14 protein-coding genes are annotated in these 20,978 nt (G+C 60.5%); 12 read left to right on the top strand and 2 right to left on the bottom strand.

Annotated features, from left to right (window positions below; all coding sequences use genetic code 11):
* Window positions 1-2,220, bottom strand: coding sequence for a primosomal protein N' (locus ACTWLJ_RS04910; RefSeq protein WP_445180078.1), 2,220 nt, complete (start codon window positions 2,218-2,220; stop codon window positions 1-3).
* A 284-nt stretch (window positions 2,221-2,504) separates the two neighbouring features.
* Between ACTWLJ_RS04910 and rpmE the strand changes: the two genes are divergently transcribed.
* From rpmE to ACTWLJ_RS04895, 3 genes are all read left to right on the top strand, one after another.
* The gene (gene rpmE, locus ACTWLJ_RS04905) at window positions 2,505-2,735 is read left to right on the top strand and encodes a 50S ribosomal protein L31 (RefSeq protein WP_401219621.1); all 231 of its coding nucleotides are present in this window, start codon (window positions 2,505-2,507) and stop codon (window positions 2,733-2,735) included.
* 14 nt (window positions 2,736-2,749) lie between these two features.
* Complete coding sequence (locus ACTWLJ_RS04900; protein WP_445180077.1) at window positions 2,750-3,550, top strand: thermonuclease family protein; 801 nt, start codon at window positions 2,750-2,752, stop codon at window positions 3,548-3,550.
* A gap of 184 nt (window positions 3,551-3,734) precedes the next feature.
* Complete coding sequence (locus ACTWLJ_RS04895; RefSeq protein WP_445180076.1) at window positions 3,735-5,003, top strand: malic enzyme-like NAD(P)-binding protein; 1,269 nt, start codon at window positions 3,735-3,737, stop codon at window positions 5,001-5,003.
* A gap of 248 nt (window positions 5,004-5,251) precedes the next feature.
* Here the strand turns inward: ACTWLJ_RS04895 and ACTWLJ_RS04890 are convergent, their stop codons facing one another.
* Entirely contained in the window at window positions 5,252-7,699 is a 2,448-nt protein-coding gene (locus tag ACTWLJ_RS04890) for a penicillin-binding protein 1A (protein ID WP_445180075.1), read from the bottom strand.
* 216 nt (window positions 7,700-7,915) lie between these two features.
* On the opposite strand from ACTWLJ_RS04890, the gene ACTWLJ_RS04885 reads away from it, so the two are divergent.
* The 9 genes from ACTWLJ_RS04885 to gltB all read left to right on the top strand — a co-directional run bounded on the left by ACTWLJ_RS04885 (window position 7,916) and on the right by gltB (window position 20,948).
* Window positions 7,916-8,980 (top strand): pilus assembly protein PilM, encoded by a 1,065-nt coding sequence (locus ACTWLJ_RS04885; RefSeq protein ID WP_445180074.1) that lies wholly within the window; start codon window positions 7,916-7,918, stop codon window positions 8,978-8,980.
* Window positions 8,980-9,546 (top strand): PilN domain-containing protein, encoded by a 567-nt coding sequence (locus ACTWLJ_RS04880; protein ID WP_445180073.1) that lies wholly within the window; start codon window positions 8,980-8,982, stop codon window positions 9,544-9,546. Before ACTWLJ_RS04885 ends, ACTWLJ_RS04880 begins: the two co-directional genes overlap by 1 nt.
* Window positions 9,543-10,166, top strand: coding sequence for a type 4a pilus biogenesis protein PilO (gene pilO, locus ACTWLJ_RS04875; protein WP_445180072.1), 624 nt, complete (start codon window positions 9,543-9,545; stop codon window positions 10,164-10,166). Before ACTWLJ_RS04880 ends, pilO begins: the two co-directional genes overlap by 4 nt.
* Complete coding sequence (locus ACTWLJ_RS04870; protein ID WP_401220913.1) at window positions 10,163-10,690, top strand: pilus assembly protein PilP; 528 nt, start codon at window positions 10,163-10,165, stop codon at window positions 10,688-10,690. Before pilO ends, ACTWLJ_RS04870 begins: the two co-directional genes overlap by 4 nt.
* A 13-nt stretch (window positions 10,691-10,703) precedes the next feature.
* Window positions 10,704-12,776: a type IV pilus secretin PilQ gene (gene pilQ / locus ACTWLJ_RS04865; protein WP_445180071.1), complete on the top strand. Its 2,073-nt coding sequence runs from the start codon at window positions 10,704-10,706 to the stop codon at window positions 12,774-12,776.
* A gap of 4 nt (window positions 12,777-12,780) precedes the next feature.
* Entirely contained in the window at window positions 12,781-13,299 is a 519-nt protein-coding gene (gene aroK / locus ACTWLJ_RS04860; protein ID WP_445180070.1) for a shikimate kinase AroK, read from the top strand.
* Window positions 13,300-13,451: 152 nt separating this feature from the next.
* Window positions 13,452-14,552 carry a 3-dehydroquinate synthase gene (gene aroB, locus ACTWLJ_RS04855; protein WP_445180069.1) on the top strand — a complete coding sequence of 367 codons (1,101 nt, stop codon included), beginning with the start codon at window positions 13,452-13,454 and terminating at the stop codon, window positions 14,550-14,552.
* A 10-nt stretch (window positions 14,553-14,562) separates the two neighbouring features.
* Window positions 14,563-16,152, top strand: a complete 1,590-nt coding sequence (locus ACTWLJ_RS04850) for an AAA family ATPase (RefSeq protein WP_445180068.1) — start codon at window positions 14,563-14,565, stop codon at window positions 16,150-16,152.
* Window positions 16,153-16,502: 350 nt separating this feature from the next.
* Entirely contained in the window at window positions 16,503-20,948 is a 4,446-nt protein-coding gene (gene gltB / locus ACTWLJ_RS04845) for a glutamate synthase large subunit (protein WP_445180067.1), read from the top strand.
* Window positions 20,949-20,978: the final 30 nt, after the last annotated feature.

Genomic DNA, 20,978 nt, shown 5'->3' with positions numbered 1-20,978 from the left:
TCAGTACAGGTCGACGGGATCAACATCCAGCGACCAGCGCACCGCGCGCCCGCTCGGCATCTGCTCCAGCACCAGCAACCAGCTGGCCAGCAACCGATGCAGCGGCGCCCGGGCCGTGGCCTGCAGCAGCAACTGCGCACGATAACGTCCGGCACGTCGCTCCATCGGCGCCGGCACTGGCCCGAGCAATTCAATCCCGCTCAGATTCTGCTCGGTCAGCAAACGCTCAGCCTCGCTGCACGCTTCATCGAGAAAACCTTCGGCCTGCCCCGGTTTGTGCGCTTCGGCGCGCAGCAGCGCCAGATGGGCGAACGGCGGTAGTCCGGCGGCGCGGCGCTCGCTCAGGGCCTGTTCGGCGAAGGCGAAATAACCCTGTTCGGTCAATTGCACCAATAAAGGATGGTCGGCCAGATGCGTCTGAATGATCACCTTGCCCGGCTCTTCCGCCCGTCCGGCGCGGCCGGCGACCTGGACAATCAGTTGCGCCATGCGCTCGCTGGCGCGGAAGTCGCCGGAGAACAGCCCGCCGTCGGCATCGAGGATCGACACCAGCGTCACTCGCGGAAAGTGGTGCCCTTTGGCCAACATCTGTGTGCCGACCAGAATGCACGGCTCGCCCTTTTGAATGGTGGCGAACAGCTTATTCATCGCGTCCTTGCGCGACGTGCTGTCGCGGTCGACCCGCAGCACCGGGTAATCCGGAAACAGAATCGACAGGCGCTCCTCGGCACGTTCAGTGCCGGCGCCTACCGGGCGCAGATCGACCTTGTTGCATTTCGGGCACTGGCGCGGCACGCGTTCGACGTAGCCGCAATGGTGGCAGCGCAACTCGCCATGCCGCTGGTGTACGGTCATCCGTGCATCGCAGCGCGAACACTCGGACATCCAGCCGCAATCGTGACAGAGCAGGGTCGGCGCAAAACCACGGCGGTTGAGGAACACCAAAACCTGCTGGCCATTGGCGAGGGTCTGGCCGATGGCTTGTTGCATCGGCCCGGAAATGCCGCTGTCCAGCGGACGGCTTTTCACATCGAGGCGCAGGAAGCGCGGTTGCTTGGCGCCACCAGCGCGCTCGTTCAGGCGCAGCAGGCCATAACGCCCGGTGTAGGCGTTGTGCAGACTTTCCAGCGAAGGCGTCGCCGAGCCGAGGACAATCGGGATGTTTTCCTGCCGCGCCCGCACCAGCGCCAGATCACGGGCGTGATAGCGCAGGCCTTCCTGCTGTTTATAAGAGCCGTCGTGCTCTTCGTCGATGATGATCAGCCCGGGGTTTTTCATCGGGGTGAACAGCGCCGAACGGGTGCCGATAATAATGTCGGCCTCGCCATCGCGGGCAGCGAGCCAGGCGTCGAGGCGTTCGCGGTCGTTGACCGCCGAGTGCAGCAAGGCGATACGCGCATTGAAGCGCTGTTCGAAGCGCGCCAGAGTCTGCGGCCCGAGGTTGATTTCGGGAATCAGCACCAGCGCCTGCTTGCCGGCCTCAAGTGTTTCGCGGATCAACTGCAAATAGACTTCGGTTTTGCCGCTGCCGGTGACACCCGCCAGCAGGAACGCGTGATAGCTGTCGAAACCTGCGCGGATCGCTTCATACGCAGCGCGTTGTTCGGCGTTCAGTGGCAGTTCCGGCTGCGCCAGCCAATGCTCGTGGCGCACGCCCGGTGCATGGCGGCGTACTTCCACTTGCACCAGATCCTTGGCCAGCAGCAGATCGAGGCTGTCTTTGCTCAGCATCAGTTTGCTCAGCAACTGATGGGGCACGCCGTGCGGATGCTGGGCCAGGGTCGCCAAGGCTTCACGCTGACGAGGTGCGCGGGCGACGCGCGGGTCATCGAGGCTGGCGCCGGGTGCGATCGACCAGAAGCGTTCCTGCCGGGCCTCGGCCAGTTCGCCTTGGCGCAGCAATACCGGCAGCGCCCAGCTCAAGGTGTCGCCAAGGCTGTGCTGGTAATACTGGGAAGTCCACAGGCACAGTTTGAACAGCGCAGGTGGCAGCGGCGGGGTGGCATCGAGCAGGGCCAGTGCCGGCTTGAGCTTCTCCACCGGCACTTCGCTGGTGTCGGTGACTTCGACCAGAATCCCGATCATCTCCCGACGGCCGAACGGCACCCGCAAGCGCATGCCCGGCTGCAATTGGGAGCGCAGCACGCCGGCCGGCGCGCGATAGTCGAACAGGCGGCGCAGGGGCGAAGGCAGGGCGAGGCGCAGAATGGCGTCGGGCACGCGGGGGGATCTCGATCAACAAACAATGGATGGCATGACACACAACTTGTGGGAGCGAGCGTGCTCGTGAAGCGGTTGGTCAGCTACAGATAACTCAATGACACACCGCCATCGCGAGCAGGCTCACTCCTACAGGGATCGCGCAATGGGTCGGGAGCCTAGCAGACGACCGGTTTGAGGGACAGCTTGCGCGATTGACATTGTCTGGTAGAATCCGCGGCCTAATTACGTGCGGTATTCAACAATAGTGTTGGGTGGCGGCACGCTAGCCTGAGGAATTCATCATGAAAGCTGATATCCATCCAGAATACCCAGTCATCGCTGTTACCTGCAGCTGTGGCAACAAGTTCGAAACCCGTTCGACTTTCGGCAAAGCTCTGCCAATCGACGTGTGCAACGAATGCCACCCGTTCTACACCGGTAAGCAAAAGACTCTGGACACTGGCGGCCGCGTTCAGCGCTTCGCAGACCGTTTCGGTGCTTTCGGCAAGAAACCTGCTGCTGCTGCAGAGTAAGGTTGAAAGGCCCGATGGGCTTTTCCTCGTTGCTGAAAAAGGCGTCCCTTGCGGGCGCCTTTTTTGTGTCCGCGGTTTGGCTGTCCGGCGCTCAGGCGTTCTGTCCGGCGCCTGTCGGGCTGAGCAGCGTCACGGTGCAACGCGTGGTCGATGGCGACACCTTGCGCCTGAGCGACGGGCGCAGTGTGCGGATGATCGGCCTCAATACCCCGGAACTGGGCAGGCAGGGTCGTAGCGACGAACCGTTCGCGGTTGCTGCGCGCAAGCGCCTGGAAGCACTGGTGGCCGACAGCGGCGGCCGCGTCGGCATTCAGCCGGGCAAGCAAGCCAAAGACCATTACGGGCGCACGCTGGCGCATGTCTATAGCGCCAGCGGGGCCAATCTCGAAGCGCAAATGCTCGCCGACGGCCTGGGTTTTCAGGTTGCGGTCGCGCCCAATGTCGATCTTGTCGCCTGCCAGCAAGCCGCTGAGCGCGATGCGCGGCAGGCCGGTCGCGGCATTTGGCGTCAGTCTCCTGTACTGAAAGCGCAGCAGATCAACGCTTCCGGTTTTGCCGTGGTCAGTGGGCGCGTGAGCAAGGTTCAACGCAATCGAGGTGGAATCTGGATCGAGTTGCAGGACTCGCTTGTACTGCGCGTTGCACCCAATCTGCTTGGGCAATTCGACAGTGCTCGATTGCAGGCGCTGAAGGGCAAGCAGATCGAGGCTCGCGGCTGGATCGTCGACCGTTCGCGACGTGGTGGATTGAATCCGGACCAGCCACGCTGGTTGTTGCCACTGACTGATCCGTCGATGCTGCAAAGCGCTCGCTGAAGAAAAAATTGTAGACATTTTTTCTATCGATTGTGAACAGTCTAGCCCTTGTGCGCCGTGGCTCTTGGCCCAAAGTCGTAGGACAGGGCGCTTGACAGGGGTGACCGCTCAGTCTTGTGGGGACTTTGCGAGGCGCGTATCCTCGCTGACCAGTCTGTCCAACAGTAAAAAGCGGAATGCCAAAATGTCTGATCTGAAAACTGCCGCTCTCGAATATCATGCCAATCCTCGTCCAGGGAAGCTGAGTGTCGAGCTCACCAAGGCCACTGCTACCGCTCGCGACTTGTCGCTGGCCTACAGCCCCGGCGTAGCTGAACCAGTGCGTGAGATCGCTCGCGATCCTGAACTGGCCTACAAATACACCGGCAAGGGCAACCTGGTTGCAGTCATTTCCGATGGCACCGCGATTCTCGGCCTGGGTAACCTCGGCCCATTGGCTTCCAAGCCAGTGATGGAAGGTAAAGGCGTACTGTTCAAGCGCTTCGCCGGCATCGACGTTTTCGACATCGAAGTCGATTCCGAAAGCCCGCAAGCCTTCATCGACACCGTAAAACGCATTTCCATCACCTTCGGTGGTATCAACCTGGAAGACATCAAGGCACCTGAGTGCTTTGAGATCGAACGTGCTCTGATCGAGCAGTGCGACATTCCGGTATTCCACGATGACCAGCACGGCACCGCTATCGTGACCGCTGCGGGCATGATCAACGCTCTGGAAATCGCAGGCAAAACCCTCGCTGACGCCAAGATCGTCTGCCTGGGCGCCGGCGCTGCCGCCATCTCCTGCATGAAACTGCTGGTGAGCATGGGCGCACGCATCGAAAACATCTTCATGGTTGACCGTACCGGCGTGATCCACTCCGGCCGTGACGACCTGAACCAGTACAAAGCGGTGTTCGCTCACGCGACCGAAAAACGCACTCTGGCAGACGCTCTGCAAGGTGCTGACGTGTTCGTCGGCCTGTCCGGTCCGAACCTGCTGAGCGCTGAAGGCCTGCTGTCGATGGCGGCCAACCCGATCGTCTTCGCATGCTCGAACCCAGACCCGGAAATCTCCCCGGAACTGGCGCACGCCACCCGTAACGACGTGATCATGGCCACCGGCCGTTCGGACTACCCGAACCAGGTCAACAACGTTCTGGGCTTCCCGTTCATCTTCCGTGGTGCTCTGGACGTTCGCGCCAAGCGCATCAACGAAGAAATGAAAGTGGCAGCGGCCAACGCACTGCGTGAACTGGCCAAGCTGCCTGTTCCTCAGGACGTGTGCGATGCCTACGGCGGTGCTCCGCTGGAATTCGGTCGTGAGTACATCATTCCGAAGCCAATGGACAAGCGCCTGATCACCCTGATCTCCGATGCTGTGGCCAAAGCCGCAATCGAGACCGGTGTGGCAACCCTGCCGTATCCGAAGAACTACCCGCTGAAAAGCGTGGATGACGTGTTCAACGGCTAAGTCGTTGTAGCGCTTCAAGCAGAAGCCCCGGCTCGTTATGAGTCGGGGCTTTTTTGTGCCTGAAGTATTTGTGGTGCTGGTAATGGCCTCATCGCCAGCAGGCTGGCTCCCACAGTTTTTTGGTGCTGCGCATTGCTCCCTGTGGGAGCTAGCCTGCTGGCGATGAGGCCAGTCGAATCACCGTAAAACCATAGGCATAAAAAAGCCCTGCACTTCTCACGAAGGCGGGGCTTTTCAGTGGCGAGGTATCAGAACAGATCGATCGGCGCCTGATCATCCGCGGGCAGCGGGCTGCCTGGCGCTACGCCGTTACCCAGCTCATTCACCGATGGCGGCGTATCTTCCGACTTGAACAGCTCGAAGTACGCGCCCGGCGTGCTTGGCGACGCCGCACGGCCGCTCACCGGGTCAACCCGCAAGCTCAACAGACCTTCCGGCTCCGGCTGAACATGCGGTGGCTTGTCTTTCAGTGCTGCCGACATGTAGTTCATCCAGATCGGCAGCGCCACGGTGCCACCGAACTCGCGGCGACCGAGGCTTTCCGGTTGATCGAAACCGGTCCAGACCGTGGTCACGTAATCGGCGTTGTAACCGGAGAACCACGCATCCTTCGATTCGTTGGTAGTACCGGTTTTACCGGCGATGTCGCTGCGGCCCATGGCCAGTGCACGACGACCGGTGCCGAGCTTGATCACGTCCTGCAACATGCTGTTGAGGATGTAGGTGGTACGACCATCGACAATCCGCTCAGCCACTGCCGGGGTTTGCGGTGCGGCGGCGCTGCCCGGGGCTTCACCCGGTACCGGCGCGGCGTTGACGGTAATCGGTTGGCTGGCAGGCGCTGCGAAGCCATCGGTGGCCGAGATACCTTGCGGTACGGTCGGCGGGTTGGCGACGAACAGCGTGTCACCGTTACGGCTTTCGATCTTGTCGATGATGTACGGGGTGATCTTGAAGCCACCGTTGGCGAAGGCGCTCCAGCCAGTGGCAATCTCCATCGGCGTCAGGGTTGCAGTGCCCAGCGCCAGCGACAGGTTTGGCGGCAGGTCCTGCTTGTTGAAACCGAAGCGGGTGATGTAATCGATGGTCTTGCCGACGCCCATCGCTTGCAACAGGCGGATCGACACCAGGTTACGCGACTTGTACAGCGCTTCACGCAGACGGATCGGGCCGAGGAAGGTGTTGGTGTCGTTCTTCGGACGCCAGACCTTGTCCAGGTACTCGTCGACAAACACGATCGGCGCGTCGTTGACCAGTGTGGCGGCGGTGTAGCCGTTATCCAGTGCAGCGCTATAGACGAACGGCTTGAAGCTCGAACCCGGCTGACGCTTGGCCTGCATCGCGCGGTTGTAGTTGCTCTGCTCGAAAGCAAAACCGCCGACCAGCGAGCGGATTGCACCGTTCTGCGGGTCCAGCGAGACCAGCGCACCTTGCGCCTGCGGAATCTGACTGAACTTCAGCGAATTGTTCGGCTGACGCTGTACGCGAACCAAATCGCCGATCTGCGCCACATCCGACGGCTGACGCGGTGCCGCGCCCATGCTGTTGGTATTAAGGAACGGACGGGCCCATTTCATCGTGTCCCAGGCGACGTGTTCTTCGCCGGTGCGGGTCAGCACTTGCAGGCCATTCTTGTCGACTTGCGTGACGATTGCCGGTTCGAGGCTGCTGATCGTGCGTTGTTTGGTCAGCTCACTGGCCCAGGCTTCATGGGTTTTACCCGGCAGGCGCGATTCCGGGCCGCGATAACCGTGGCGCTGATCGTAGGTCATCAGGCCTTCGTGCAGCGCGGTGTTGGCCATTTCCTGGAGGTTGCTCGGCACCGTGGTGGTGACGCGGAAACCTTCGGTGTAGGCGTCGCTGCCGTAGCGGCCGACCATTTCGGCACGGGCCATCTCGGCGATGTACGGCGCGTTCACTTCCGGCGTCGGTACGTGATAGCTGGCGTTCAGCGGCTCATTGATCGCGGTGGTGTAGTCGGCTTCGGTGATTTTTCCGAGCTTGTACATGCGGCCGAGAATCCAGTCGCGCCGTTCTTTACTGCGCGCCGGGTTGGCCAGCGGGTTGAAGCGCGACGGGGCTTTCGGCAGGCCGGCGATCATCGCCATCTGCGCGAGGGTGATGTCACGGATCGACTTGCCGTAATACACCTGCGCCGCCGCCTCGATGCCGTAGGCGCGGTTACCCAGATAGATCTTGTTGACGTACAGCTCAAGGATTTCGTCCTTGGTCAGCTGACGTTCGATCTGTAGGGCCAGAAGAATTTCAGTGGTTTTGCGCGAGAAGCTGCGTTCGCTGGTCAGGAAGAAGTTCTTCGCCACCTGCATGGTGATGGTGCTGCCGCCGGACTGAATGTGTCCGCTTTTGACCAGTTGGGTCGCGGCGCGCATCAGGCTGCTCGGATCAACGCCATAGTGGTTGGCGAAATTGTCGTCTTCAGCACTTAGTAACGCATTAATGAAATTGGGCGGAATGTCGGCGAAACGGATCGGAGTACGGCGCATTTCGCCAAACTCTGCGATCAACTTGTTATCGCTGCTGTAGACCCGGAGGGGAATCTGCAACTGAATGCTTCTCAGCGCCTCCACAGAGGGCAAACCCGGACTAAGGTAAAGATAGGCGCCGCTGAGACCTAAAAGCAGTCCGCAGAAAACGGCGACGATGGACCAACCGAAAAATTTCAGCAGACGAATCAAGGCGTTTGGACATCCAGGGCAAAGAATGAATTTGGCGACGGGGTTGCGGCTACATGAGGAACGGCCCGCGCCGGCAGTAAACAGCGGAAAAAATCGCTGGGCATTATAAGCATTTTTCCGCCGGGGGCGTCATTTGCGCTGCTGTCAAGACGGGGCCAGGGAACGCAATGCGCATTACAGAGTCCGTAACTCACGGAAAGTCATAGGGAATTGGTAGTGCTAGGACTCTTCAATAAAAAGACCAAAACGTTACTGGGGATCGACATCAGCTCCACCTCGGTGAAGCTGCTGGAACTGAGCCGTCAGGGTGACCGCTACCGGGTCGAGGCCTACGCGGTAGAGCCGTTGCCGGCGAATGCCGTGGTCGAAAAGAACATCGCCGAGCTTGAAGGCGTCGGTCAGGCGCTGTCGCGGGTGCTGGTCAAGGCGCGCACCGGGCTCAAGAGCGTGGCGGTGGCTGTCGCGGGTTCTGCGGTGATCACCAAGGTCATCGAGATGGACGCCGGACTTTCCGACGACGAACTGGAAAACCAGCTCAAGATCGAAGCCGATCAGTACATTCCCTATCCTCTGGACGAAGTCGCCATCGATTTCGAAGTCCAGGGCGTATCGCCGCGCAACCCGGAACGGGTCAACGTGCTGCTGGCCGCCTGTCGCAAGGAAAACGTCGAAGTCCGAGAGGCCGCATTGGCGCTCGCCGGTTTGACGGCACGGGTGGTGGACGTCGAGGCTTATGCGCTGGAGCGCTCGTTCGGCCTGCTCGCCGGCCAGTTGGCGGCCTCGCAAGAGCGTCTGACTGTGGCGGTGGTGGACATCGGCGCGACCATGACCACCCTCAGCGTCCTGCACAACGGCCGAATCATCTATGCCCGCGAACAACTGTTCGGTGGCCGCCAACTCACTGAAGAGATTCAGCGACGCTATGGCCTGACCGTCGAGCAGGCCGGGCTGGCGAAGAAGCAGGGCGGTCTGCCGGACGACTATGTCAGCGAGGTCTTGCAGCCGTTTCGCGAGGCGCTGGTTCAGCAAGTATCGCGTTCTTTACAGTTCTTCTTCGCCTCCGGGCAATACAACGCGGTCGATCACATTCTGCTGGCTGGCGGCACCGCGTCGGTGCCGGGACTGGATCGCCTGATCGAACAGCGTTTGGCGACCCCGACTCAGGTCGCCAACCCGTTCGCCGACATGGCCTTGAGCAGCAAGGTCAACGCCGGGGCCCTGGCCAGTGACGCGCCGGCCCTGATGATTGCCTGCGGGCTCGCGCTCAGGAGTTTCGACTGATGGCGCGGATCAACCTTTTACCCTGGCGCGAAGAACGTCGCGAAGAGCGGCGCAAACGCTTCCTGCTGATCCTGACGGGTGTCGTGGTCGGTTCGGTGGGCGCGGTGTTTATCGCCGATCAGATCATCAGCGCCGCCATTGAGCGGCAAGCAGCGCGCAACGCCTACATCGGCAAACAGATTGCGGTGGTCGACGAACGGATCAAGCAGATCAGCGAACTCAAATCGCGCCGTCAGCAACTGGTTGAGCGCATGCGCATCATCCAGGACCTGCAGGGCAACCGGCAGATCAGCGGGCGGATCTTCGATCAACTGGCGCGCACGCTGCCGGACGGGGTGTATTTCACCAGCGTGAAAATGGCCGGCAAGACGATTTCGATCAGCGGCGCGGCGGAGTCGAACAATCGGGTCTCGGAACTGATGCGCAATCTGGACGCTTCCGACTGGTTCGATGCACCGAGTCTCAACGAGGTGAAGGCGACTACCGCCGGTCAGGTGGATCAGGCCAATGTATTCCAGCTGACCGTTCGTCAGACTCAGCCACCTCTGACGGAGGCTGAAAAATGAAGCCGTCCGAATGGATGCAAAGCCTGCGCGACATTGATTTCAGCGATCTGGACACCAGCAATATCGGCTCCTGGCCGGCGGCGGTAAAAGCGCTGGCGGGCGGATTGTTGATGATTCTGGTGTTGGCGCTTGGCTATAACTTTTTCATCAGCGACATGGAAGATCAGCTCCAGCTCAAGCGTCTGGAGGAAGACGCGCTGAAAGAGCAGTTCGCGAGCAAGGCACATCTGTCGGCCAACCTGGAGCTGTACACCCAGCAGATGAAGGAAATGGAAAACTCCTTCGGCGTGCTCCTGCGTCAACTGCCCAGCGATACCGAAGTGCCGGGGCTGCTGGAGGACATTACCCGCACCGGACTGGGCAGCGGCCTCGAATTCGAGGAGATCAAGCTGCTGCCGGAAGTCACCCAGCCGTTCTACATTGAACTGCCGATCCAGATCACCGTGACCGGCTCCTATCACGATCTCGCCACCTTCGTCAGTGGTGTGGCCGGGTTGCCGCGGATTGTCACCTTGCACGATTTCGAGCTGGCACCGGCCAGTCCGGACGGCGGCACCAAGTTGCGCATGAGCATCCTCGCCAAGACCTACCGCTATAACGACAAGGGGCTGGATAAATGACCCCGAACCGTTATTTCGTGTTGTCGATGCTGCTGTTTGGTCTGAGCGGTTGTGGCGGCGGCGATGATTTTAGCGATCTCGATGCCTATATGAACGAGGTGCGGCTGCGCCCGCCCGGCAAGATCGAGCCTACGCCGACATTCCACTCCTACCCGACGTTTACCTACAGCGCCGCCAACCTGCGCAGCCCGTTTTCGCGTCAGGTGCGGGTCGATCTGGCCGGGCAGAAGCACGGCTCGCGCAACGTCAAACCCGACCCCAACCGGGTCAAGCAATACCTCGAAGGCTTCAACATCGAACAGTTTGAAATGGTCGGCACGATCTCCAATGCCTCCGGCTCCTTTGCGCTGTTGCGTGGCGCGGGCGGGGTGCATCGGCTGAAAGTCGGCGACTACCTGGGGCGCAACGATGGACGCATCGTCGCCATCAGCGCCTCGGAAGTCGAGGTGGTCGAAATCGTTCCCGACGGCGAAGGCGCCTGGCTGGAGCGTCCGCGCACCATTCCTTTGAAAGAGCACTCATAGTGGAAGTCGAACAATGAACAGGATTTTCTCCACCCTCGGTTTTTCGCTATGGATAGCGCTGCTGTCGCCGATGGTACAGGCGGCCAATCTGAAGACGCTCGATGTCGCGGCGTTGCCGGGGGATCGGGTCGAACTGAAGCTGTCGTTCGATAGCCCGCCGCCGCAACCCAAGGGTTACACCACCGAATCCCCGGCGCGGATCGCCCTGGATCTGCCGGGTGTCGCCAGCCAGTTGGCGAACAAGAACCGAGAGCTGGGCAGCGGTAATGCCCGTACTGCCACCGTGGTCGAGGCCAATGATCGTACGCGGCTGATCATCAGCCTGACGCAGCTGTCGCCCTATGCGACCAGAGTTGAAGGTAACAATCTGTTCGTCGTGGTCGGGCAGGGCGCTCCGGCGACTAAGCCGCGTCCAGCTCCCCCCGCAGCACGTCCGGTCGCAGCCCCGGTGAAAGCTTATGTACCCACAGCCAAAGCGATTCGCGGCGTGGATTTCCAGCGTGGCACTGCCGGTGAAGGTAACGTCATCATCGATCTGTCGGACCCGACCATTGCCCCGGATATTCAGGAGCATGACGGCAAGATCATCCTCAGCTTTGCCCGCACGCAACTGCCGGAAAAGCTGCGGGTGCGCCTCGACGTCAAGGATTTCGCCACCCCGGTGCAGTTCGTCAATGCGGCGGTGAGCGGGGACCGAGCGACTATTACTGTCGAGCCCAGCGGCACGTTCGACTACTCGACCTTCCAGACCGATAACAAACTGACCGTCAGCATCCGCCCGATGACCGTCGATGACTTGCAGAAGCGTAATGCCGACCGCAACAGCTACAGCGGCGAGAAGCTCTCGCTGAACTTCCAGGACATCGATGTGCGCTCGGTACTGCAACTGATCGCCGACTTCACCAACCTCAATCTGGTGGCGAGTGACACGGTGCAGGGCGGCATCACCTTGCGTCTGCAAAACGTACCGTGGGATCAGGCGCTGGATCTGGTGCTGAAAACCAAAGGTCTCGACAAGCGCAAGATTGGCAATGTGTTGCTGGTCGCTCCGGCAGACGAAATCGCCGCCCGTGAGCGCCAGGAACTGGAATCGCAAAAGCAGATCGCCGAGCTGGCGCCGCTGCGCCGCGAGCTGTTGCAAGTGAACTACGCCAAGGCTGCCGACATCGCCAAACTGTTCCAGTCAGTGACCAGTGCCGAGGCGAAAGTCGACGAGCGTGGTTCGATTACCGTCGATGAGCGAACCAACAACATCATTGCCTACCAGACTCAGGATCGCCTCGACGAACTGCGGCGGATTGTGGCGCAACTGGATATTCCGGTGCGTCAGGTGATGATCGAGGCGCGGATCGTCGAAGCCAACGTCGATTACGACAAGAGCCTCGGCGTACGCTGGGGCGGTTCGATCCAGAACAAGGGCAACTGGAACACTTCCGGGGTCAGTAATGGCACCTCATCGACAATTGGCACGCCGGGCAGCACCAGCACCAATTCGCCGTTCGTCGACATGGGCACGATCGGTAATACCTCCGGTATCGGTATCGCGTTCATCACTGACAACGTGCTGCTCGACCTTGAACTGACCGCCATGGAAAAAACCGGCAACGGCGAAATCGTCTCGCAGCCGAAGGTGGTCACCTCCGACAAGGAAACCGCGAAGATCCTGAAAGGCACCGAGATTCCCTATCAGGAAGCCAGCTCCAGCGGCGCCACGTCGGTGTCGTTCAAGGAGGCTTCGCTGTCACTGGAAGTGACGCCGCAGATCACTCCGGACAACCGCATCATCATGGAGGTCAAGGTCACCAAGGATGAGCCGGATTACCTGAACAAAGTCCAGGATGTACCGCCGATCAAGAAGAACGAAGTCAACGCCAAGGTGCTGGTAAACGACGGCGAGACCATCGTGATTGGTGGCGTTTTCTCAAATACTCAGAGCAAGGTCGTAGATAAGGTGCCATTTCTTGGCGATGTGCCGTATCTTGGCCGCCTTTTCCGGCGTGATGTGGTTTCGGAGAAAAAATCCGAGCTGCTGGTATTTCTCACTCCGCGTATCATGAATAACCAGGCGATTGCTGTGAGTCGTTGATTCTGTGAGAAATTTGATTCTTGTAGGACCGATGGGGGCTGGAAAAAGCACCATCGGCCGATTGCTGGCCAAAGAGCTGCGCCTGCCATTCAAAGATTCCGACAAGGAAATTGAATTGCGCACGGGCGCCAATATCCCGTGGATCTTCGACAAGGAAGGCGAGCCGGGCTTTCGTGACCGCGAGGAGGCGATGATCGCCGAACTCTGCGCGTTCGATGGCGTGGTGCTGGCGACCGGTGGTGGCGCGGTGATGCGTGATGCCAATCGCAAAGCCCTGCACGCGGGCGGGCGAGTGGTGTATCTGCACGCCTCCGTCGAGCAGCAAGTCGGTCGCACCTCCCGCGATCGCAACCGCCCGTTGCTGCGTACCGCCAATCCCGAAAAAACCCTGCGCGACCTGCTGGCGATCCGTGATCCGCTCTATCGGGAAATCGCCGATCTGGTGGTGGAAACCGACGAACGGCCACCGCGCATGGTCGTGCTCGATATTCTCGAGCGTCTGCAACAACTGCCGCCCCGTTAAAGCGCCGCGAGAAATGCGCTATCCTCGGCGTCCTGTCATAGCCCGTCGCGGTTGTGGCGGATGGCGAGCGAGCGGCGTCATACCCGCTATAGATCGCAGATAACCAATAATTCAGGGCAGGACGCCTGCTTCCATCTTCACTGTGGGGACACATGCAGACACTCAAGGTCGATTTAGGCGAGCGCAGCTACCCGATTCATATTGGCGAAGGTTTGTTGGATCAGCCTGAGCTGCTGGCTCCGCATATCCATGGGCGGCAAGTGGCAATCATCTCCAACGAGACCGTTGCGCCGCTCTATCTCGAACGTCTGACCCGCAGCCTGACGCAGTTCTCAGTGGTTTCCGTGGTGTTGCCTGATGGCGAAGCCTTCAAGAACTGGGAAACCCTGCAACTGATCTTCGACGGCCTGCTGACGGCCCGTCATGACCGCCGCACCACAGTGATCGCACTCGGTGGCGGGGTGATCGGCGACATGGCCGGTTTTGCCGCTGCCTGCTACCAGCGCGGCGTCGATTTCATCCAGATCCCTACTACATTGTTGTCCCAGGTCGATTCGTCGGTGGGCGGCAAGACCGGGATCAACCATCCGCTGGGCAAGAACATGGTCGGCGCGTTCTACCAGCCGAACGTGGTGCTGATCGATACCGCCTCACTCAATACTCTGCCGGCGCGTGAACTGTCCGCCGGTCTGGCAGAGGTCATCAAATACGGTCTGATCTGCGACGAGCCGTTCCTGACCTGGCTCGAAGACAACGTCGACGCCCTGCGTGCGCTGGACCAGAAGGCCCTGACGTACGCCATCGAGCGCTCCTGCGCAGCCAAGGCTGCGGTGGTTGGCGCTGATGAGAAGGAAACCGGCGTGCGCGCCACGCTCAACCTCGGCCACACCTTCGGCCACGCCATCGAGACCCACATGGGCTATGGTGTCTGGTTGCATGGTGAAGCGGTTGCAGCGGGTACGGTCATGGCGCTGGAAATGTCGGCGCGGCTGGGCTGGATCAGCGAGCAGGAGCGTGATCGCGGCATTCGTCTGTTCCAGCGCGCCGGTTTGCCGGTGATTCCGCCAGCGGAGATGACCGAAGCTGATTTTCTCGAACATATGGCAATTGATAAAAAAGTGATCGACGGTCGTCTACGCCTGGTGCTGCTGCGCCGGATGGGCGAAGCGGTGGTGACCGGCGATTATCCGAAAGAGGTTCTACAGGCCACGCTGGGAGCGGATTACCGCGCTCTGGCTCAGCTTAAAGGTTAATAAGATTCCGATGACTAGTTTGCATGCCGACGAGGCGTTCCTCGGCCATTTCCAGTTAAGTCACGACCCTTTCGCTCCGCGGGTACCGGGCTTCAAATTCTTCCCGGCTCAGCGCAAACCCGTGCTGGGGCAACTGCATCATCTGGCGCGTTACAGCCAGTTGTTGCTGGTGGTAACCGGCCCGCAAGGCAGCGGCAAGACCTTGCTGCGGCAGGCGCTGGTGGCCAGCACCAACAAGCAATCGGTACAAAGCGTGGTGGTTTCGGCGCGCGGTGCCGGTGATGCCAACGGCGTGCTGCGTCAGGTGGCTCAGGCGCTGAACGTGGCGCATGCCGACGTCGGGGCGATTCTCGATCAGGTGGTGCAACTGGCGCTGACCGGGCAGGAAGTCTATCTGCTGGTGGATGACGCCGAGCAACTCGACGAGTCCGCTCTCGAAGCGCTGATGGCGCTGGGTGCCGGTGCCCCTGAAGGTCGCCCGCATGTGTTCCTGTTCGGTGAGTCGTCGCTGATTGCGCAACTCGAGGCCTTGCACCTTGAGGAAGAGCGCTTCCACGTCATCGAACTGCAGCCGTACACCGAAGAAGAAACCCGCGAATATCTCGACCAGCGGCTCGAAGGTGCTGGCCGGGGTGTCGAACTTTTCACCGCAGATCAGATCTCTGATATTCACGAAAGCTCCGAGGGTTGGCCGGGCAACATCAACCAGGTCGCTCGCGATGCACTGATCGAAGTCATGATCGCCAGCCGCTCTGCGGTCAAGCGTCCAAGTATGGGGTTCAACATGCCGAAGAAACACGTATTGGCGATTTCCGCCGTCGTAGTGGTCGCGGTCGCCGCCGCCTGGCTGATGCCGGGTCGCAACAAGGCGCCGACTACCGGCGCACCGGCCAATGAACAGGCACAACTGCCATTGGGCCAGGGCGCCAAGGGTGGCGCGCCGAACGTCGAGTTCGCCGGCAATACCCAGCCAATGCCATTGCCGCTGGTCGGCAACTCGCAACCGGTCATGCGCGGCCCACTGGCCGAAGCGGCTGGCGGAATCACCGAGGGTGACGATGGCGTGCCACTGGAAGGCTCCAGCGCTACGCCGCCGACCGTGACCACTTCCGCGCCACCAGCGGGTGTTGCGGCCGGTCCTGCGCCAACTCCGGTTCCGGTGCCAGCCGCCAGGCCGACTCCTGCTCCAACGCAGATCGCCACCGCCAAGCCTGCTCCGGCAGCGCCAGCCGCGAAACCGGCTCCAGCGCCGGCCAGGCCTGTCGCAGCGGCCAAACCGGCCGAGAAGCCGGTTGTCGTCGCCAAAGCCGCGGGTGGTAGCTGGTACGCCGGGCAACCGACTGGTAACTACGTGGTGCAGATCCTCGGCACCAGCTCCGAAACCACTGCGCAAAACTTCGTCAAAGAGCAGGGTGGCGAGTACCGCTATTTCAAGAAAGTGCTCAACGGCAAGCCTCTCTACGTGATCACCTACGGCAACTTCGCCAATCGTGATGCAGCCGTTTCTGCCATCAAGGCCTTGCCAGCGAAGGTTCAGGCTGGTAAACCTTGGCCTCGCACTGTCGCCAGCGTCCAACAGGAACTGGCAACAACTCGCTGAAGATTCGGCGGCCTTACCCAGGCCGCCTCTCCAAGCACCTCAAAATTTCTACATGTGCGCGCCGTCTCTACAGACCGCGTGCCTTGTGGTGTCTGCGTCACAGTAGTCTTTGAGTCGTTGCGGTCAAAATTAAAAAAGTTTTGACTAGCACAGCATATCGCTTTAAACCTTTCACAAATGCGACATGAATTTGCGACAGTTCGTCGTCAAATTTGTGAGCCTCTGTGTCGCTGTGTACAATGACCACCCTTTTGCCCCCGCTAAGCCGGCGTACGTTCGGCGCGGATCGCAAGTGGTTGAATTGAAAAGAAATTTGCCTCGAAAAGAGGCAGCCTGGTGAGAAAGTGTCTATGAAAGCAGGTCTGTACCAACCAGATGAATTCAAGGATAACTGCGGTTTCGGCCTGATAGCCCATATGCAGGGCGAGCCCAGTCATACCCTTTTGCAAACGGCCATTGAGGCCCTGACCTGCATGACCCACCGCGGTGGGATTAATGCCGACGGCAAGACCGGTGACGGCTGCGGTCTGCTGATTCAAAAACCTGATGCCTTCCTGCGTGCCATCGCCCGGGAAGCCTTCAGCGTCGAGCTGCCCAAGCAATATGCCGTGGGCATGGTCTTCTTCAACCAGGACCCGGTGAAAGCCGAGGCCGCTCGCGAGAACATGAACCGCGAGATCCTCGCTGAAGGCCTGCAACTGATCGGCTGGCGCAAAGTGCCAATCGACACCAGCGTCCTCGGCCGCCTGGCCCTTGAGCGCCTGCCGCAGATCGAGCAGGTGTACATCGGCGGCGAAGGCCTGAGCGACCAGGACATGGCGGTCAAGCTGTTCAGCGCCCGTCGCCGTTCGTCGGTGACCAACGCTGTCGACAGCGACCACTACATCTGCAGCTTTTCGCACAAGACCATCATCTATAAAGGCCTGATGATGCCGGCCGATCTGGCCGCGTTCTATCCAGACCTGAGCGACGAACGTCTGGAAACCGCGATCTGCGTGTTCCACCAGCGCTTCTCGACCAACACCCTGCCGAAATGGCCGCTGGCTCAGCCATTCCGCTTCCTCGCCCACAACGGCGAGATCAACACCATCACCGGCAACCGCAACTGGGCCCAGGCCCGTCGCACCAAGTTCACCAATGATCTGATGGATCTGGAAGAACTCGGCCCGCTGGTCAACCGTGTTGGCTCCGACTCCTCGAGCATGGACAACATGCTCGAACTGATGGTCACCGGCGGCATCGACCTGTTCCGTGGCGTGCGGATGATCATTCCGCCTGCGTGGCAGAACGTCGAAACCATGGACCCGGATCTGCGTGCGTTCTACGAGTACAACTCGATGCACATGGAACCGTGGGACGGTCCGGCCGGCGTGGTCATGACCGACGGTCGCTACGCGGTGTGCCTGCTCGACCGTAACGGCCTGCGCCCGGCGCGCTGGGTGACCACCACCAATGGTTTCATCACCGTTGCGTCGGAAATCGGTGTCTGGAACTACCAGCCTGAAGACGTGATCGCCAAGGGCCGTGTCGGTCCGGGGCAGATCCTCGCCGTGGACACCGAAACCGGGCAGATCCTCGACACCGACGCCATCGACAACCGTCTGAAGTCCCGTCATCCGTACAAGCAATGGCTGCGCAAGAATGCCCTGCGCATTCAGGCGACCATGGAAGACAACGACCACGGTTCGGCTTTCTACGACGTCGATCAGCTCAAGCAATACATGAAGATGTATCAGGTCACGTTCGAAGAGCGCGATCAGGTACTGCGTCCACTTGGCGAACAAGGCTACGAAGCCGTTGGCTCGATGGGCGACGACACGCCGATGGCCGTACTGTCGCAGCGTGTACGCACGCCGTACGACTATTTCCGTCAGCAGTTCGCGCAGGTCACCAACCCGCCGATCGACCCGCTGCGTGAAGCGATCGTGATGTCGCTGGAAATCTGCCTCGGTGCCGAGCGCAACATTTTCCAGGAGTCGCCGGAACACGCCTCGCGCGTGATCCTCAGCTCGCCGGTCATTTCCCCGGCCAAGTGGCGCTCGCTGATGAACCTCGACCGCCCGGGTTTCGAGCGGCAGATCATCGACCTCAACTACGACGAAAGCCTCGGCCTCGAAGCGGCTATCCGCAATGTCGCCGATCAGGCTGAAGAAGCCGTGCGCGCCGGTCGTACCCAGATCGTTTTGAGCGACCGCCATATCGCCCCGGGCAAGCTGCCGATTCACGCTTCGCTGGCTACCGGTGCGGTGCACCACCGCCTGACCGAAAAAGGCCTGCGTTGCGACTCCAACATCCTCGTTGAAACCGCTACTGCTCGCGATCCGCATCACTTCGCGGTGTTGATCGGTTTCGGTGCGTCGGCGGTCTATCCGTTCCTCGCGTACGAAGTGCTGGGTGACCTGATCCGTACCGGTGAAGTGCTGGGCGACCTCTATGAGGTGTTCAAGAACTACCGTAAAGGCATCACCAAAGGTCTGTTGAAGATCCTGTCGAAGATGGGTATCTCGACCATCGCCTCGTATCGCGGTGCGCAGCTGTTCGAAGCCATCGGTCTGTCCGAAGAAGTTTGCGACCTGAGCTTCCGTGGCGTGCCGAGCCGTATCAAGGGTGCGCGTTTCGTCGACATCGAAGCCGAGCAGAAAGCCCTGGCCGCCGAAGCCTGGAGTCCGCGCAAGCCGATCCAGCAGGGCGGTCTGCTGAAGTTCGTCCACGGTGGCGAATATCACGCGTACAACCCGGACGTGGTCAACACCCTGCAAGCCGCCGTGCAGCAAGGCGACTACGCCAAGTTCAAGGAATACACCTCGCTGGTGGACAACCGTCCGGTGTCGATGATTCGCGACCTGCTGAAGGTCAAGACTCTCGACAAGCCACTGGACATCAGTGAAATCGAGCCGCTGGAATCGGTGCTCAAGCGCTTCGATTCCGCCGGCATCTCGCTGGGCGCCCTGTCGCCGGAAGCTCACGAAGCCCTGGCCGAAGCCATGAACCGCCTCGGTGCGCGTTCCAACTCCGGTGAAGGTGGTGAAGACCCGGCGCGTTACGGCACCATCAAGAGCTCGAAAATCAAACAGGTCGCGACCGGCCGTTTCGGGGTGACTCCGGAATACCTGGTCAACGCCGAAGTGCTGCAGATCAAGGTCGCGCAAGGCGCCAAGCCGGGCGAGGGCGGGCAACTGCCGGGCGGTAAAGTCAACGGGCTGATCGCCAAACTGCGTTACGCAGTGCCGGGCGTGACCCTGATTTCGCCACCGCCGCACCACGACATCTACTCCATCGAAGACTTGTCGCAGTTGATCTTTGACCTGAAACAGGTCAACCCCAAGGCGCTGGTCTCGGTGAAACTGGTAGCAGAAGCTGGCGTTGGCACCATCGCTGCCGGTGTGGCCAAGGCCTATGCGGACTTGATCACCATTTCCGGCTACGACGGTGGCACCGGTGCTTCGCCGCTGACCTCGATCAAATACGCGGGCGCTCCGTGGGAACTCGGCCTCGCCGAAACCCACCAGACCCTGCGTGGCAACGACCTGCGCGGCAAAGTCCGGGTACAGACCGACGGCGGCCTGAAAACCGGCCTCGACGTGATCAAGGCTGCAATTCTCGGCGCCGAAAGCTTCGGCTTCGGTACCGCACCAATGATCGCCCTGGGCTGCAAATACCTGCGCATCTGCCACCTGAACAACTGCGCCACCGGCGTTGCGACTCAGAACGAGAAGCTGCGTAAAGACCACTACATCGGCACCGTCGACATGGTGATCAACTTCTTCACCTACGTCGCCGAAGAAACCCGTGAGTGGCTGGCGAAGTTGGGCGTGCGCTCCCTCGAAGAGCTGATCGGCCGTACCGATCTGCTGGAAATCCTCGAAGGCCAGACCACCAAGCAACATCATCTGGATCTGACCCCGCTGCTCGGCAGCGATCACATCCCGGCGGACAAACCTCAGTTCTGCGGTGTTGAGCGCAACCCGCCGTTCGACCAGGGCCTGCTGGCAGAGAAAATGGTCGAGCTGGCGACGTCGGCGATCAACGACATGAGCGGTGCCGAATTCGATCTGGATATCTGCAACTGCGACCGTTCGATTGGCGCGCGGATCTCCGGCGAAATCGCCCGCAAGCATGGCAACCAGGGCATGGCCAGGGCGCCGATCACTTTCCGCTTCAAAGGCACTGCGGGTCAGAGCTTCGGCGTGTGGAACGCCGGCGGTCTGAACATGTACCTGGAAGGCGATGCCAACGACTACGTCGGCAAAGGCATGACCGGTGGCAAGCTGACCATCGTGCCGCCGCAGGGCAGCGTTTATAAGACTCAGGACAGCGCCATTATCGGCAACACCTGCCTGTATGGCGCCACGGGCGGCAAGCTGTTCGCCGCCGGCACCGCAGGCGAGCGTTTCGCCGTGCGTAACTCCGGTGCCCACACCGTTGTGGAAGGCACTGGCGATCACTGCTGCGAGTACATGACCGGTGGTTTTGTCTGCGTCTTGGGCAAGACCGGTTACAACTTCGGCTCAGGCATGACCGGTGGTTTCGCCTACGTGCTCGATCAGGACAACACCTTCGTTGACCGGGTCAACCACGAACTGGTGGAAATCCAGCGGATCAGCGGCGAAGCGATGGAAGCCTATCGCAGCCACCTGCAAAACGTGCTGAACGAGTACGTCGGGGAAACCAACAGCGAGTGGGGTCGTGAACTCGCCGAGAACCTCGATGACTACCTGCGCCGTTTCTGGCTGGTCAAGCCCAAGGCTGCCAATCTGAAATCGTTGCTTTCCAGCACTCGTGCCAACCCGCAGTGATATGCGCCTGAAGAGTTTGATGAGGTTTTA

The organism is Pseudomonas sp. McL0111 (assembly GCF_052567255.1).
This window is presented reverse-complemented; position numbering and strand designations above follow the sequence as displayed.

What these genes read in the sequence shown, in the direction of transcription:
- rpmE (WP_401219621.1), top strand. Translation starts at nt 2,505, where the DNA reads ATGAAAGCTGATATCCATCCAGAATACCCAGTCATCGCTGTTACCTGC.
- ACTWLJ_RS04900 (WP_445180077.1), top strand. Translation starts at nt 2,750, where the DNA reads ATGGGCTTTTCCTCGTTGCTGAAAAAGGCGTCCCTTGCGGGCGCCTTT.
- ACTWLJ_RS04895 (WP_445180076.1), top strand. Translation starts at nt 3,735, where the DNA reads ATGTCTGATCTGAAAACTGCCGCTCTCGAATATCATGCCAATCCTCGT.
- ACTWLJ_RS04880 (WP_445180073.1), top strand. Translation starts at nt 8,980, where the DNA reads ATGGCGCGGATCAACCTTTTACCCTGGCGCGAAGAACGTCGCGAAGAG.
- pilO (WP_445180072.1), top strand. Translation starts at nt 9,543, where the DNA reads ATGAAGCCGTCCGAATGGATGCAAAGCCTGCGCGACATTGATTTCAGC.
- ACTWLJ_RS04870 (WP_401220913.1), top strand. Translation starts at nt 10,163, where the DNA reads ATGACCCCGAACCGTTATTTCGTGTTGTCGATGCTGCTGTTTGGTCTG.
- pilQ (WP_445180071.1), top strand. Translation starts at nt 10,704, where the DNA reads ATGAACAGGATTTTCTCCACCCTCGGTTTTTCGCTATGGATAGCGCTG.
- aroB (WP_445180069.1), top strand. Translation starts at nt 13,452, where the DNA reads ATGCAGACACTCAAGGTCGATTTAGGCGAGCGCAGCTACCCGATTCAT.
- ACTWLJ_RS04850 (WP_445180068.1), top strand. Translation starts at nt 14,563, where the DNA reads ATGACTAGTTTGCATGCCGACGAGGCGTTCCTCGGCCATTTCCAGTTA.
- gltB (WP_445180067.1), top strand. Translation starts at nt 16,503, where the DNA reads ATGAAAGCAGGTCTGTACCAACCAGATGAATTCAAGGATAACTGCGGT.